This is a genomic window from Arthrobacter sp. SLBN-53, from assembly GCF_006715585.1.
Taxonomy (GTDB): domain Bacteria; phylum Actinomycetota; class Actinomycetes; order Mycobacteriales; family Mycobacteriaceae; genus Mycobacterium; species Mycobacterium neoaurum_A.
Window position 1 is genome coordinate 1,006,782 of the sequence record NZ_VFNN01000001.1, and the last position, 14,874, is coordinate 1,021,655.

14 protein-coding genes are annotated in these 14,874 nt (G+C 68.4%); 2 read left to right on the forward strand and 12 right to left on the reverse strand.

Annotated features, from left to right (window positions below):
* Position 1: 1 nt before the first annotated feature.
* Entirely contained in the window at positions 2-574 is a 573-nt protein-coding gene (locus FBY28_RS04865) for a CAP domain-containing protein (protein WP_216847505.1), read from the forward strand.
* A 3-nt stretch (positions 575-577) separates the two neighbouring features.
* Here FBY28_RS04865 and era read toward each other — a convergent pair whose 3' ends face one another.
* The 8 genes from era to hrcA form a co-directional block, all read right to left on the reverse strand.
* Complete coding sequence (gene era, locus FBY28_RS04870) at positions 578-1,486, reverse strand: GTPase Era (RefSeq protein WP_174241776.1); 909 nt, start codon at positions 1,484-1,486, stop codon at positions 578-580.
* Positions 1,487-1,488: 2 nt separating this feature from the next.
* A complete protein-coding gene (locus FBY28_RS04875) occupies positions 1,489-1,812 on the reverse strand; it encodes a cytidine deaminase-like protein (RefSeq protein WP_141864737.1) in 324 nt (107 codons plus the stop codon).
* Positions 1,809-3,104, reverse strand: a complete 1,296-nt coding sequence (locus tag FBY28_RS04880; RefSeq protein WP_141864739.1) for a hemolysin family protein — start codon at positions 3,102-3,104, stop codon at positions 1,809-1,811. The genes FBY28_RS04875 and FBY28_RS04880 overlap by 4 nt, the downstream gene beginning before the upstream one ends.
* Entirely contained in the window at positions 3,101-3,637 is a 537-nt protein-coding gene (gene ybeY / locus FBY28_RS04885) for an rRNA maturation RNase YbeY (protein ID WP_019514605.1), read from the reverse strand. The genes FBY28_RS04880 and ybeY overlap by 4 nt, the downstream gene beginning before the upstream one ends.
* 19 nt (positions 3,638-3,656) lie before the next feature.
* Positions 3,657-4,697, reverse strand: a complete 1,041-nt coding sequence (locus FBY28_RS04890) for a PhoH family protein (RefSeq protein WP_141864741.1) — start codon at positions 4,695-4,697, stop codon at positions 3,657-3,659.
* Positions 4,698-4,776: 79 nt separating this feature from the next.
* Positions 4,777-5,517, reverse strand: coding sequence for a 16S rRNA (uracil(1498)-N(3))-methyltransferase (locus FBY28_RS04895; protein WP_141864743.1), 741 nt, complete (start codon positions 5,515-5,517; stop codon positions 4,777-4,779).
* A gap of 29 nt (positions 5,518-5,546) precedes the next feature.
* Positions 5,547-6,698 carry a molecular chaperone DnaJ gene (gene dnaJ / locus FBY28_RS04900; RefSeq protein WP_141864745.1) on the reverse strand — a complete coding sequence of 384 codons (1,152 nt, stop codon included), beginning with the start codon at positions 6,696-6,698 and terminating at the stop codon, positions 5,547-5,549.
* A 57-nt stretch (positions 6,699-6,755) separates the two neighbouring features.
* On the reverse strand, positions 6,756-7,787 hold the full coding sequence (gene hrcA / locus FBY28_RS04905; protein WP_141864747.1) for a heat-inducible transcriptional repressor HrcA: 1,032 nt from the start codon (positions 7,785-7,787) through the stop codon (positions 6,756-6,758).
* Between the two features lie 200 nt (positions 7,788-7,987).
* Between hrcA and FBY28_RS04910 the strand changes: the two genes are divergently transcribed.
* Complete coding sequence (locus FBY28_RS04910; protein ID WP_141864749.1) at positions 7,988-8,296, forward strand: type II toxin-antitoxin system VapB family antitoxin; 309 nt, start codon at positions 7,988-7,990, stop codon at positions 8,294-8,296.
* Here FBY28_RS04910 and FBY28_RS04915 read toward each other — a convergent pair.
* The 4 genes from FBY28_RS04915 to FBY28_RS04930 form a co-directional block, all read right to left on the reverse strand.
* The gene (locus FBY28_RS04915) at positions 8,266-8,856 is read right to left on the reverse strand and encodes a DUF998 domain-containing protein (protein ID WP_141864751.1); all 591 of its coding nucleotides are present in this window, start codon (positions 8,854-8,856) and stop codon (positions 8,266-8,268) included. The genes FBY28_RS04910 and FBY28_RS04915 overlap by 31 nt on opposite strands.
* Positions 8,857-8,975: 119 nt before the next feature.
* Entirely contained in the window at positions 8,976-9,185 is a 210-nt protein-coding gene (locus FBY28_RS04920; RefSeq protein WP_030133618.1) for an MbtH family protein, read from the reverse strand.
* The gene (mbtG, locus tag FBY28_RS04925) at positions 9,163-10,476 is read right to left on the reverse strand and encodes an NADPH-dependent L-lysine N(6)-monooxygenase MbtG (RefSeq protein ID WP_141864754.1); all 1,314 of its coding nucleotides are present in this window, start codon (positions 10,474-10,476) and stop codon (positions 9,163-9,165) included. Before mbtG ends, FBY28_RS04920 begins: the two co-directional genes overlap by 23 nt.
* Positions 10,473-14,867 carry a non-ribosomal peptide synthetase gene (locus FBY28_RS04930; RefSeq protein ID WP_141864756.1) on the reverse strand — a complete coding sequence of 1,465 codons (4,395 nt, stop codon included), beginning with the start codon at positions 14,865-14,867 and terminating at the stop codon, positions 10,473-10,475. Before FBY28_RS04930 ends, mbtG begins: the two co-directional genes overlap by 4 nt.
* Positions 14,868-14,874 lie beyond the last annotated feature (7 nt).

Genomic DNA, 14,874 nt, shown 5'->3' on the forward strand with positions numbered 1-14,874 from the left:
CATGTCGTCGTTGCTGCCGTCACCCTTGATGTCGTCCCGCCGCTGGGTGACCGCCCTGCCGGTGGTGGCGCTGGCCGCCGGGACGGTGCTGACCGCACCGGCCGCCCATGCCGACAACCGTCGCCTCAACGACGGCGTGGTCGCCAACGTCTACACCGTCCAGCACCAGGCCGGTTGCGATAACGATGTGAAGATCAACCCGAAGCTACGGCTGGCCGCCCAGTGGCACACCAACGACGTGCTGAACAACCGGGCGCTGAACGCCGATATCGGTTCCGACGGCACGACGGTCGCCGACCGCGCCCGCAATGCCGGATACGCCGGTGCGGTGGCCGAGACGGTGGCGATCAACCCGGCGCTGGCGATCAGCGGTATCGAGCTGATCAACCAGTGGTATCACCGGCCCGACTACTACGCGATCATGGCCGATTGCACCAACGTCGACATCGGCGTGTGGTCGGAGAGCGTGCTGGACCGCACCGTGGTGGTCGCGGTGTACGGCAAGGGTGACGGCGCACCGCCGGTGCCCTCGAACATCCGTGACTTCGGGCAGGTTCCCGGCTGGACGCCGTAGGGCTCAGAACCCGAGGCGGCCGAGCTGTTTGGGATCACGCTGCCAGTTCTTGGCGACCTTGACCCGAAGCTCCAGGAACACCTTGGTGCCCAACAGCTTCTCGATCTGGTGACGGGCCGCGGTACCGACCTCGCGCAAGCGCGCCCCGCCCTTGCCGATCACGATGCCCTTCTGGCTGTCCCGTTCGACGTAGAGAATGGCACGCACGTCCAACAGCGGGTCGTCCTCGGGTCGTCCCTCGCGTTCTTCGACCTCGTCGATGACAACGGCCAGTGAGTGCGGTAGCTCGTCGCGCACGCCCTCGAGTGCGGCCTCGCGGATCAGCTCGGCCATCAGGACTTCCTCGGGCTCGTCGGTCAGTTCGCCGTCGGGGTAGAACGCGGGCCCCGGTTCGAGGTGGGAGACCAGCACATCGGTGAGGACGTCGATCTGCTGCCCGGCGGTCGCCGAGACCGGGACGATATCGGCGGCCTTGGCGCCGAACTCCTCCTGGACGGCGACCAGTTGCTCGGCCACCTTCTCCCGGGACACCTTGTCGGTCTTGGTGACCACGACGATCAACGTGGTGCGCGGTGCGACGGCGCAGATCTGTTCGAAGATCCAGCGGTCGCCGGGACCGATGCCCTCGTCGGCGGGGATGCAGAAGCCGATCACGTCGACCTCCGAGTAGGTGTCCTTCACCAGCTCGTTGAGCCGCTTCCCGAGCAGCGTGCGCGGCCGGTGCAGCCCGGGGGTGTCGACGAGGACGATCTGGAAGTTCTCCCGGTGCACGATGCCGCGGATGGTGTGCCGGGTGGTCTGCGGCCGGTTCGAGGTGATGGCTACCTTCTGCCCCACCAGCGCATTGGTCAGGGTGGACTTGCCGGTGTTGGGGCGGCCGACGAAACAGACGAAACCGGACCGGAACTCGATACTCACCGGGACTCCAGCGGGGTTCCCGCGCGGTCGGTGACGATGACCGCGGCACCCGGCGACAGCTCGGTCACCGCGGCGATCCCGGCATCGTCTGCCGATCCGCCGACCAGCACCGCGGCCTCGAGGCCGACGGCACCGCTGGACACCGCGGCCGCCACCGCGGCCTGCAGTGCGGTCAGCCGCAGCGCCGCCAACCGGACCGGCGCACCGGCGTAGGTGCGGCCGTCGAGATCGCGCACCGCCGCGCCCTCGGGCGCCTCGGCGCGGCCCATCGCCCCGCGCGCCAGCGTCACCAGCTTGGCGTCCTCGTCCTGCACAGTCATGTACCGCTCTCCTCGCTGGGGCTGGGTTCTTCGGGGCTGATCAACACGGTGCCGACGCGCACCCGGCCACGATGGTCGGGTCCGCCCTCGGCACGCAGCCGCAGCCCGTTCCAGCTGACCTGCGCGCCGGGCAACGGAACCCGGCCCAACTCGTGGGCCAGCAGTCCGCCGACGGTGTCGACCTCCAGGTCCTCGTCGATCCGCAGATCGTCGTAGAGCTCGGTGAGGTCCTCGATGGGCACCCGCGCCGACACCCGGAAGGTGCTGTCCCCCAGCTCCTCCCACGGCGCCACCTCACCGGCATCATATTCGTCGTTGATCTCCCCGACGATCTCCTCCAGCACGTCCTCGATGGTGACCAGCCCGGCGATGGCGCCGTACTCGTCGACCAGCAGGGCCATGTGGTTGCGATCGCGCTGCATTTCCCGCAGCAGGGTGTCCAACGGTTTGGAGTCGGGCACGAACACCGCGGGGCGCATCAGGTCGCCGACCCGGATGTCCATCCTGGCGCGTTCCAGCCGGGTCTGTTGCACCAGGTCCTTGAGGTAGATGACGCCGACGACGTCGTCGACGTTCTCCCCGATGACCGGAAGACGGGAATGCCCGCTGCGCACCGCCAGCGACGTCGCCTGGGCAACGGTCTTGTCGCTCTCGATCCACACCATCTCGGTGCGTGGCACCATCACCTCGCGTGCCGGGGTGTCACCGAGTTCGAACACCGACTGGATCATCCGGCGCTCGTCATCGGCCACCACGCCGCGCTGCTGGGCCAGATCGACCACCTCACGCAGCTCGATCTCGGAGGCGAACGGGCCGTTGCGGAATCCGCGCCCCGGGGTGAGTGCGTTACCGATCAGCACCAGGAGCCGGCTGACCGGGGTGAGCAGCACCGAGATCGCGTGCAACGGCAACGCCGAGGCGAGCGAGATGGTGTAGGCATTCTGTCTGCCGACGGTGCGCGGGCCGACACCGATGACCACGAAGCTGACCACCACCATGGTGGCCGCGGCGGTGAACAGGCCCCATTCGACACCGAGCGGGCCGTCCAGATAGGACACCAACAGCACGGTGGCGCTCACCTCGCAGGTGATACGCAGCAGCACAACGAGATTGATGTAGCGGGGCCGGTCGGCCAACACCCGGGCCAGCCGCATCGCACCGGGGCGCTCATCGCGCACCATCTCCTCGACCCTGGCCAGCGAGGCGGTGCTGATCGCCGCATCGACGGCGGCGAAGAGTCCGCCGAGCCCGATCAGCAGCACGGCACCGATCAACGGTGCTATTCCGGTCACGGCTGATCGAAGTATCGCGACCCGTCCAGCAGCCGGCGATCCTTCGCGTTCTGCAGATCCTGGCGATATGCCTCTACCTGGGCGGCCACCCATTCCTCGAGGAGGCGACGTTGCAAGGCGAACATCTCCTTCTCCTCGTCGGGTTCGGCATGGTCGTAACCGAGCAGGTGCAGCACGCCGTGCACGGTCAGCAGCGCCAGCTCCTGACCCAGTGAGTGTCCGGCCTTCTCGGCCTGCTTGGCGGCGAACTCCGGGCACAGCACGATATCGCCGAGCATCGACGGCCCCGGCTCGGCCGCGTCGGGACGACCGCCGGGTTCCAGCTCGTCCATCGGGAAACTCATCACATCGGTGGGCCCGGGCAGGTCCATCCAACGCATGTGCAGGTCGGCCATAGCGGTCTCGTCGAGCAGCACCATGGACAACTCGGCGGCCGGATTGACATCCATTTGGGCGATCACGAATTTCGCGACGCTGATGAGTTCCTGTTCGGAGACGTCGATGCCCGACTCGTTGGAGACTTCGATGCTCATGTCAGTAGTTTTCCGTCATTCATCGTCGCGGCCGACCGGCCGAGGAGCGCCGCTGCGCACGGTTGACCAGATCGGGTTGCCCCTCGTGGCGCGAGTAGGCGTCCACGATCTCCGACACCAGCCGGTGTCGCACCACATCGGCGCTGGTGAGGCGAGAGAAGTAGATATCGTCGATACCGGCGAGGATGTCCGAGGCGGCCCGCAATCCGGACTGCGCGCCACCGGGCAGGTCGACCTGGGTGACGTCACCGGTGACCACCATCTTGGAGCCGAACCCCAGCCTGGTCAGGAACATCTTCATCTGCTCGGGCGTGGTGTTCTGCGCCTCGTCGAGGATGATGAACGCATCGTTGAGGCTGCGGCCACGCATGAAGGCCAGCGGCGCGACCTCGATGACCCCGGCCGCCAACAGGTTCGGGATCGCCGCCGGATCCATCATGTCGTGCAGCGCGTCATACAGCGGACGCAGGTACGGGTCGATCTTCTCGGTCAACGTGCCGGGCAGGAAGCCCAGCCGTTCGCCGGCCTCGACCGCGGGCCGGGTGAGGATGATCCGGTTGACATCCTTGGCCTGCAGCGCAGCGACCGCCTTGGCCATCGCCAGGTAGGTCTTGCCGGTGCCGGCGGGCCCGATGCCGAACACGATGGTGTGCGAATCGATCGCATCGACATAGTGCTTCTGGTTGAGCGTCTTGGGCCGGATCGTCTTACCGCGCCGGGACAGGATGTCCAGCGTCAACACCTCGGCCGGGGAGGCATCGGATCCGCCGGTGAGCATCGACACGCTCTGTCTGATCGCATCCGGGGTCAGCGGCTGGCCGCGCGTCACCACCGCGACCAACTCGCCGACGACCCGCTCGGCCAACGCCACGTCGGCGGGCTCACCGCTGAAGGTGATGGCATTACCGCGGACATGGATATCGGCGGTGAGCAGTTCTTCCAGGGCACGCAGATTCTCATCGGCCGAGCCGAGCAGGCCCACGACGGTGTCGGGCGGAACTGTGATGCTGCTTCGTACCGGTCCGGTGATCGGGCCAGCGGTCGTCTCGCGGGGCGTCACGTGGAGTTTCGTGCCTGCTTTCTGGTTTCTCGAATGGTGTTCACTGAGTTTACCGCCGGGCACCGACGTGACCCAATGGTCAGTTCTGCAGGTCCCAGCGGCCGCTGAGCACACCGATCGCACCGAGCGCGACGGCCGCGGCCGTGGAGGTGCGCAGCACCGACGGCCCCAGTCGTACCGGCTGCGCACCTGCCTCGCCCAACGCGGCCAACTCTTCCGGGGCTATCCCACCCTCTGGCCCGATCACCAGCATCAACTCCTCGACACCGGCCGACAGTGCCTCGGCGATGCCCATGGTCGCCGACTCGTGCAGGACCAGGGTCGGGGTGCCGGCGACCCTGGCGAGCAGGTCCTTGGTGGACACTATCGCCTCGACGGCCGGGATGTGTGGGCGCCGGGACTGCCGGGCGGCCGCGCGGGCGACCGCCGCCCAGCGGGCCAGCCCCTTGTCGATCTTGGCCGGTGATTCCCAGCGGGCCACGCAGCGGCCCGCCTGCCAGGCCAGGAAGGCGTCCGCGCCGGCCTCGGTGGCGAGTTCGACGGCCAGCTCGGAACGCTCGGACTTGGGCAGCGCCTGCACGACGGTCACCGCCGGCCGTGCGGGTGCGACCTCGGTGACGGCCAGCACCCGAGCCGCGAGCCGGCCCTTGGCCGCCTCTTCCACGACGACGTGCGCGACGGTGCCGGCGCCGTCGCTCAGATCGAGTTCCTCGCCGACACGGGTGCGGCGCACGGTGGCGGCGTGATGACCCTCGTCACCGTCGACCACCACGACGGTCCCGACTTCGGGCAGCGCGTCGACGTAGAACAGGCTCCGCATCGCAGCTCAGGCCGCCGGATTCGGTTCGGTCACCGACCGGAGAAGGTCTCGCGCAGCCGATTGAACAGCCCGCCGGCCGCTCCGGCCGCCGAACCGTTGGCCGACTTCACCTCCGCCACATCACGCGAGCGGTGTTCCTTGAGCTTGGTCAGCAGTTCGGTATCGGTGTGGTCGAGCCTGGTCGGGATCAGCACCTCGACATGGGCGTGCAGGTTGCCGCGCACCCCGGAGCGCAGATGCGGCATCCCGTGCCCGCGCAGGGTCGTCACCGCGCCGGGCTGGGTGCCCGCCGGGATCTCCAGTTCGATCGGGCCGTCGAGGATGGCGTCCACCGTGACAGTGGTGCCCAGTGCCGCGTCGAACATCGGCACCGTGACGGTGCAGTGCAGATCGTCGCCGTCACGGACGAACACCTCGTGCTGCTGTTCGTGCACCTCGACATAGAGGTCGCCGGCGGGGCCACCGCCGGGGCCGACCTCGCCCTGGGCGGCCAGCCGCACCCGCATCCCGTCACCGACGCCCGCCGGGATCTTCACGCTGATCTCGCGGCGGGCCTGCACGCGGCCGTCACCACCGCAGCGATGGCACGGGTCCGGGATGGTCTCGCCGACGCCGCCGCAGACCGGGCAGGGACGCGAGGTCATGACCTGACCCAGAAGTGAGCGCTGCACGGTCTGCACCTCGCCCTGACCATGGCAGGTGCCACAGGTCTGGGGCTTGGAGTTGCCGTGGGTGCCCTTGCCCTGGCACAGATCGCACAACACCGCGGTGTCGACGGTGACCTGCTTGGTCACCCCGGTCGCGCATTCGGCCAGCGTCAGGCGCATCCGCAGCAACGAGTCCGAGCCGGGGCGGACCCGGCCGATCGGGCCGCGTGAGCCGGCGCCGCCGCCGAAGAAGGCCTCGAAGACATCGCCCAGGCCGCCGAATCCACCGGCGAATCCGCCACCGCCGGCGGCCGCGTTCTCCATCGGATCGCCGCCGAGGTCGACGATGCGCCGCTTCTCCGGATCGGAGAGCACCTCGTAGGCGACCTGGATCTCGGTGAACCGCGCCTGTGCCGCCTCATCGGGATTGACATCGGGATGCAGTTCACGGGCCAGCTTGCGGTAGGCGCGCTTGAGCTCCGAATCACTGGCGCCCTTGCTCACACCGAGCAGGCCGTAATAATCGCGTGCCACGCTTGAAACCTCTCTCGTACCGCCATCGGCGGCATGCCACTGCTGTTGACGCCCCGACTATCGGGTGCCCAGAACTTCACCTATGTAGAGAGCAACTGCGGCGACGTTGGCGATCGTTCCCGGATAGTCCATCCGTGTGGGACCGACCACACCCATGCCGCCGAACACCTTGCCCGAGCTGCCGTAGGTGGTGCTGACCACCGACGTCCCCAGCATCTGCTCGGCCTCGGTCTCGTGCCCGATACGCACGGTGACCTTACCGGCCTCCTGCTGTGCCGCGAGCAGCCGCAGCACCACCACCTGCTCTTCCAATGCCTCGAGAACCGACCGCAGGGAGCCACCGAAGTCCGCGGTGTTGCGGGTGAGGTTGGCGGTGCCGCCCAGCACCAGGCGCTCCTCGGTGTGTTCGACGAGGGTTTCCACCAGCACGGTCGCGGCTCGGCCCACCGCATCACCCAGACCACCGTGACCGTCGAGGGTGCTCGCCAGATCGGCGACCGCCACCGAGGCCGCCGACAGCGGCTTGCCCTCCAGTGCCGCGCCGAGGCGCTCACGCAACTGGGACAGTTGATGATCGTCGATGGCATCGCCCAGTTCCACCACCCGCTGGTCGACGCGGCCGCTGTCGGTGATGACCACCAGCAGCAGCTTGGCCGGTGTCAGCGCCACGACCTCGAGGTGGCGGACGGTCGACGCCGACAGCGTCGGGTACTGGATGATGGCGACCTGCCGGGTCAGCTGGGCCAGCAGGCGCACGGCGCGGCGCAGCACATCGTCGAGGTCCACCCCGGATTCCAGGAAACCCAGGATCGCCCGGCGCTCGGCGGACGACATGGGTTTCACATTGTCGAGACGGTCGACGAACTCGCGGTAACCCTTCTCGGTGGGCACCCGGCCCGAACTGGTGTGCGGCTGGGCGATGTACCCCTCGGCTTCCAGTACGGCCATGTCGTTGCGCACCGTGGCGCTCGATACGCCGAGGTTGTGCCGTTCCACGAGCGTCTTGGATCCGATCGGTTCCTTGGTGGCGACGAAGTCGGCGACGATGGCTCGCAACACCTCGAAGCGACGGTCATCGGCACTACCCATGCATTCACCTCCGGAAGTTCACCTGTACGTACCCTCGATGTGGGCAGGTTATGCCGTTATTTTACGGGCATCAGCAGCGCGGATTCGCAGCGACGGCGCGTAACGCCGGATCGAGTCGCCGGTGCGTGGTTGACAAGGCAAAGACATTGCCGACATCGCCGGTCGTTTGCGATTAACCTCACCTTCATGGGAGACGGCCGGTGATCTTCAAAGGTGTCCGCGACGGGAAGCCGTATCCCGAACACGGCCTGTCCTACCGGCAGTGGGCGCAGATCCCGCCCCGCCAGATCCGGCTCGACGAGTTGGTGACCACGACCACCGTGCTGGCCCTGGATCGGTTGCTGTCGGAGGACTCCACGTTCTACGGCGACCTGTTCCCGCACGCCGTGCGCTGGCACGGGATCATCTATCTGGAGGACGGACTGCACCGTGCCGTGCGCGCCGCCCTGCGCAACCGGACCGTGTTGCACGCACGCGTCTACGACATGGACGATCCGCTGCCGGCCTGATTCCGCCCGCTCAGCAGGTGGCCGGCGGTCATCAGCTGCCAGGCGAAGATCGGATACACCGCGGCGCGTTCCCACGCCCCGATCGCAGCCGGTCCGACGACGGTGACCGCCAGGCATGCCAGCCCGGTGAGGCCGAGCAGCGCCGAGGCGCCGCGGTACCACCGCGGGGCGGGCCACCCGGCGGCGGTGAGGGCCGCGGCATTACCGCCGATGATCGCCAAACCCGCCCCGATGACATGCCAGCCGTTGCCCTGCCCGCTGTGCACCACCGCGATCAGGATGTTGCCGAGACCGTTGGCCACCGCGAACGCCGAGAACCAGCGGCGTCGCCGCGATCCGCGGGTGGCCAGCAGGGCGGCCGCGGCGAAACAGAGACCCTGCAGGGCGAACGCCACGTTCATCCACGTTGCGTGTGGCGAGACGGCCGGGTTTCCGAGGGCGCTGATGTAGTCGTCGCCGTAGCGGTATGCCGGCAGCGCCGCGGCGGCCAGCGCCTCGGCGGCGAAGTATCCGACGGCCCCGAGGATCCACAGTGCCGCGGCCATGTGGGTCCTGCGCATTCCCCCATCCTCGCAGCCCCAACCTTTCCGGCCCCGTCCTTCCGGCGAGCAGACGCAAAACTGCCGAAAACCGGTCGTTTTGCGCAGTTTTGCGTCTGCTCGCGGGAGAAAGGCGACCGTCAGGACATGGCGTCGCGCAGGCTCTTGGGCCGCAGGTCGTTCCAGTTCTCCTCGACATAGGCCAGGCAGTCGGCGCGGGTGCTCTCCCCGAACACCACGCGCCAGCCGGCAGGCACATCGGCGAACGTCGGCCAGAGGCTGTACTGCTCCTCGTCATTGATCAGCACGAAGAAGACGCCGTCCTCATCATCGAATGGATTGTTGCTCATGAGCTTTCCTCCTGTTGTCGGTCCGCACTGCGGGGTTGGCGAAAAGGTCGGATCCCAGCACCCGGTCGGACAACCGGCCCAGGCAGCTGAGGTTGGGGAAACCGGGTCCCTGGGTCAACCCGGCGAGTCCGGGCAGGAACAACTTCGGGTCGACATCGTCGACCGACAGGTCATAGCCGATGGATTCGGTGATGTTGTCGGCGGTCAGCGGTCCACCCAGTCCGAGCTCCAGCACATCGAGCGCCTCCTGCCGCAGCAACGGGACGAACCACATGGCGTTGGCGCCGGACCCGTCGATCACCAGGTCGAAACCGTGCACCGTCTCCAGCCGTTCGCCGCCACGCTCGGTCTGCAAGGTGAGGCGGATCCGCTCGTCGCGGGCGACCGCGTGCGCCACCCGGCCGCGCAGGTGCCGGATCCGGTCATCGGCAAGCAGCGCGTCCTGCACCCGCACCGAGAACACGCCGCGGTCGGTGCGGTTCATCGCGTCGCGTTTCTCCGCGGGTGTCAGCCCTGCCCAGTGGATGGGATCGGAGTACAGCGAGTTCTCGAAGAATCCCTCGCCGCGGGTGAACAGCGTGACCTGCGGTGAGATCACCGTGATGGTCGAAACCCGGTGGCGGAAAAGCTCGTCGAGCATGGTGCCGGCCGTCTCACCCCCACCGATGACGGCGACGCGGTCCGCCGAGATCAGCTCGTTCTGGGCGGCCCGATGCCAGAATTGCGCGATCGAGAGCACCCGCGGGTTGCCGGGCAGCAGGGACCGCTCGGCCTGTCCCGGCCCGGTGATCATCAACGCGTCGGCATGCACGACGCCCTCACGGGTGGCCAGCTCCCAACGGGTCGCATCGTCGGTGTCCTGCAGCCCTATCTCGGTGACATCACCGGTGCGCACCCGCATTCCGATATTGCTCGCCACCCAGTTCAGGTACTGGCTCCACCGTTTGTGCGTCGGCGCGGGCCTGCCGCGGTCGATCCACTCCGCGAACTGCCCGGACGCGACGAGATAGGACTGCCAGCTGTGCCGCATCATCCGCTCGTCGAGCTCGGCGTTACGCCGCGCGACGAGTGCGGACTGGTACGGGAAACCGATGTCCTTCTCCGGTCCGGTACCCAGGCGGTGTTGGCCGTCGGTCCAGCCGCCGACGGCCTGCCAGTTGGCCGCCACCGCGGTGCGCTCGATCGCCACCACCTCGGGGGCGGGAACCCCCATCGCCCGCAGCTCGGCTGCCTTGGCAGCCACCGCGATGGCCTTCACCCCGGCACCGATGACGGCAAGGGTCTTGGTCATGAGATCACCTCGTTCAGCGCTTCCTGCCACAGCGTCTGCCAGGTCGCGACATCCTCGGCGGTGAAGATGTCGGGCAGTGTGCGCCACTGGGTTCCGAGCACGGGCGCTCCGTCCTTCTCGACGATCAGCACGTTGAGTGTGATCTCGTGGCGAATGGCCAGATTCGGCTCGGGGATCCGCGACACATCGTTGAGCAGCGCCCGGTCGACCGTGAGTGCCGACCGCCCGGGGACCTGGCGGAGCCGGCCGAGATAGTTCAGCAGCACCTGCGGGTCGCGATGGCCGCCGAGGCGTTCGGCGGTGTCACCACGCAGGTATCGCAGCAGGGCGTAGTCGATGCCGTCACCGGGTATGGCGGCCAGCTCGGCGGCCACCCCGATGGCATCCTCGGAGGCCAACCGCACCGGGTAGATGGCACTGAGCAGTCCGACGGTATCGCCGGTGTCGATCTGCCGGTTGTCGCCGGCCAGCCCGTCCGAGACCGCGATATCGGCCCGGCCGTGGGTCTCGATGGCCAACAGCGGTGTGCCCCCGGCATGTCCGTGCCGGCGTCGCCACGCGGTGATCGTGCGCGCGGTCGCCGCCGCAAGCACCTCGGTCACCCCGACCGGAGCCGCCAGCACCCGGGCGGTGAGTGCTCTGCCGACGAACGCCATGCTGATCTCGGCGTCGGCGGCCCGGTCGGCGTCCGGGCGGACCCGCCGGGCACCCAGATCGGGATCGGGGCCCTCGAGTTGACGTTCCCAGAAATCGCAGGTGTCCAGTTTCAACGCGCGCTCGGCCAACAGCCTCGACCAACGCCGCAGCGAGGTGTGCTCGCGGACCGGCATCGGATTGTGATCGGCAGCCAGTGCGTGCCAGCCGGTTTCGAGTTCACCGAGCACGATCTGCCAGGACGCGGGATCCATCGCCAACACATGCGCGGTCAACACCAGGACCTCGGCACCGCTGTCATGGTGCAGCCAGACCGCGTCGAGCAACACACCGCGGTCGGGATCGAGCCGCTGGATCGAGGAGTCGGTGTGCTCGGCGACGGCCGCCGCCAGATCACCGGTCGCCCGTGTCTCAGTGAGCAGATCCCTCGCGCGCGGCTCCTCGAGCAGGCTCATCGTGGCCCGGTCGAGTCGGCATCGGAGCACCTCGTGACCGTCGATCACATTGCCCAGCAACAGCTCCAGGCGCTCCCGGGTGACATCGGCGGGCAGTCGGATCGCCTCGGTCTGGGCCAGTCGGCGGGCGTCTCCGTGGGCCAGTAGCCAGTGTGCCGCGGGCAGCAGCGGGATCACTCCGGTGTCATCGGTGTCCACCGGATCGCCGACGATATCGCCGTCGATGGCGCTCGCCAGCTCGCGCACGGTCGCACATTCCAGCATCAGCCTGGCCCGCAGTGGAATTCCGCGCCGGCGCACCGCCTGCACCACCGACAACGCCACGATGCTGTCCAGTCCCAGATCCAGGAAATCGGCGTTGACGTCGACCACTCGGGCATCGAGCAGATCCCCGAGCACCTCGGCGATCGCGATCTCGGTCTCGGTGCTCGGCGCGGCGATCTCCGCGGCCACCCCGACACCGCGATCGGCGTCCAGTGCGGCCAGTGCCCGGTCGTCGACCTTACCGTGGGCGGTCAGCGGGATCTCATTCACATCGATGATGTGGTGCGGGACAAGGTACTTGGGCAGCGTCGCGGTGAGCATCCTGCGAAGTTCCGAGGTGGCCACCTCGGACACCACATACGCCGTCAGCCGCGGACCGCTGCGGTGCCTGCGCACCGCGACATGGGCGTGTCGCACCTCGGGGTGACGGTACAGCGCCGCGGTCACCTCACCGGGCTCCACCCGGAAGCCCCGGATCTTGACCTGGTCATCGCTGCGCCCGAGGTAGTGCAGCGCACCCGACCCCGGTAGCCGCCGCACGATGTCTCCGGTGCGGTACATCCGGCGGCCCGGATGGGTCGGGTCGGCGACGAACCGGGCCGCGGTCTCCCCCGGCCTGCCGAGATAGCCGCGAGTGAGCTGCCCACCGCTGAGGTACAACTCGCCGGCCACCCCGTCGGGAACCGGACGCAACCACGAATCCAGCACATGGGCGACGCTCGTGGCCGTCGGGTCGCCGATGCACGGTTGCGGGTGGTCGGCGATCGCGGCGACCACCGCCTCGACGGTGGTCTCGGTGGGCCCGTAGCAGTTGTACGCGCGCATCCCGCTGCGTTCGCATTCGGTGCGGATGCCCTGCCACGCCGCGGTGTCGATGTTCTCCCCGCCGAGGGCCAGCACGGCCAACGGCACGGTCGACAGCAGGCCGGCGGCGCGCAACTGGCTGAACATCGACGGGGTGGTGTCGATCATGTCGATGCCGAACCGGCCGATCTCGGCGACCAGCGCCTCGGCGTCCCGTTGCACGGCATCGCTGACGATGTGGACACAGTGGCCCTCGAAAAGGGCCACCAATGGCTGCCACGCCGCGTCGAAGGTGAACGACCACGCGTGCGCGATCCGCAGGTCGCGACCGAGCCGGTCCCGCGCCGGTCGCAACATCCGGGCCGCGTGGTCGGCGCCGTAGGCGAGCACGGCCTGGTGGGTTCCGATGACACCCTTGGGTTTTCCGGTGGTGCCCGAGGTGAAGACGATGTAGGCACCCTGGCCGGGGCGGACCGGCGCGGCGGTGGAGTCGGCGGTGTCGGCGGCGGTATTGCCGACGCCGGCCAGCAGCGCATCGTCGACGACGAGTTCGGCACCGGCCTGGGAGATGATCTCCTGCACCCGCTGCGAGGGCATCGCCGGGTCCAGTGGCACGATCAACCCGCCGGCCTTGAGCACGGCGAGCATCGCCACCACGTAATCGGGTCCGCGGGCCAACAGGATCGGTACGGGCGTCTCGGTACCCACTCCCCTGCGCTGCAGTTCCTCGGCCAATCTGTCTGCGGCGGCGTCGAGTTCCCGGTAGGTCAGGCCGCCGGAATCCCAGCTGAGGGCGGGCGCATCGGGACGCGCCAGGGCGACCGCGGTGACTGCGGCGTGGATACCGCCGTCGGCGGGCACGCATCGGGATTGGGATTCGGTCACGTCGAGCTCACCGTCGAGGGTGACGGCGATATCGCGCAGCGGGCGGTCCCAGCCGGTGAGCAACCGCTGCACCACCGCCAGTACCCGCTCGGCGAGCGTGGCCGGGTCGAGCAGACCGAGTGCACCTTGGAGGGTTTCGACAAGCACGGTGAGCCGGCCATCGGTGGGGTGTGCGGCGATCGTCACCGGGAAATGCGACAGGCTCTCCAACGCCGCGGGCCGGATCACCGCATCGCCCATCGCGAAATCACCGCCACCGACCAGGCCGCCGGGCGGGAAATTCTCGTAGACCAGCAGGGTGTCGTACAGCTCACCGACGCCGCCCGCGGCGCGTAGCTCGGCGTGGCTGAGGAAGCTGTGCTCGCGCAGTTCGGCGGCTTCACGCTGCACCACAAGGCACTGCCGGCCTACTCGCTCACCCGGTTTCAACCGGATCCGCAGCGGGACGGTGTTGATGAACAGCCCCACCATCGACTCGACACCGGAGAGTTCGTCGGGTCGCCCCGACACCGTCACCCCGAACACCACATCGTCGCGGTCGGTGAACGCGGAAAGGATCGTGGCCCAGGCCATCTGGAACAACGTGCTGACGGTGACACCACGGGCCCGGGCAGCCTCGACCAGGCGCTCGGTGGTCTGCTCGTCGAGATCGGCCTCGGTGCGCGCGGGCAACCCGCCCGAGGTGTCCCCGGACAGCGCCGGTGTCAGCATCGTCGGCGCGTCCAGGCCGTTCAGGTGGGTGTGCCAGCGTTGCCTGCTGACCCCCGGATCCCTGGCGGCCAGCCAGCCGATGTAGTCGCGGTAGGGCCGGGCCGGCGGCAGCACGCCGGTGTCGCCGCCGCCGCCGTAGAGCGCCATGAGCTCGCTGACGAACACCGGCAGCGACCAGCCGTCGATCACGATGTGATGGGCGACGACCACGAATCGCCACTGCGCGTCCGGCAGTTCGGCCAGCACGAATCGGATCGCCGGTTCGTGCGCCAGATCGAAAGGCCGCGCGCGGGCCTGCACTTCCACCGCGGCGGCCTCGTCGGCATCGGCGACCACCACGTGCTGCCAGGGCAGGTCGAAGGTAGCGGGGACCACCGCGACCGGTCTGCTGAGGTTGCCCTGGAAGAAGCTGACCCGGATGTTGGGATGGCGCTCCAACATCGCTTCGGCACACGACCGCAGCAGATCGGCGTCCAGGGCACCGGACACGTCGGCGGCCATCGCGATGATGTACGGGTCGGCTCCGGCCTCGCTGTCGGTCAGTCCGGCAAGCGAGTACAACCCCTGTTGCAGCGGGCTCAGTGCCATCACGTCGATGATGGCCGATGCATCACTCATGTCTTGT

Coding starts and splice junctions, on each gene's coding strand:
- FBY28_RS04865 (WP_216847505.1), top strand. CDS start 2: ATGTCGTCGTTGCTGCCGTCACCCTTGATGTCGTCCCGCCGCTGGGTG.
- FBY28_RS04875 (WP_141864737.1), bottom strand. CDS start 1,812: ATGACTGTGCAGGACGAGGACGCCAAGCTGGTGACGCTGGCGCGCGGG.
- ybeY (WP_019514605.1), bottom strand. CDS start 3,637: ATGAGCATCGAAGTCTCCAACGAGTCGGGCATCGACGTCTCCGAACAG.
- FBY28_RS04895 (WP_141864743.1), bottom strand. CDS start 5,517: ATGCGGAGCCTGTTCTACGTCGACGCGCTGCCCGAAGTCGGGACCGTC.
- hrcA (WP_141864747.1), bottom strand. CDS start 7,787: ATGGGTAGTGCCGATGACCGTCGCTTCGAGGTGTTGCGAGCCATCGTC.
- FBY28_RS04915 (WP_141864751.1), bottom strand. CDS start 8,856: ATGCGCAGGACCCACATGGCCGCGGCACTGTGGATCCTCGGGGCCGTC.
- FBY28_RS04920 (WP_030133618.1), bottom strand. CDS start 9,185: ATGAGCAACAATCCATTCGATGATGAGGACGGCGTCTTCTTCGTGCTG.
- mbtG (WP_141864754.1), bottom strand. CDS start 10,476: ATGACCAAGACCCTTGCCGTCATCGGTGCCGGGGTGAAGGCCATCGCG.
- FBY28_RS04930 (WP_141864756.1), bottom strand. CDS start 14,867: ATGAGTGATGCATCGGCCATCATCGACGTGATGGCACTGAGCCCGCTG.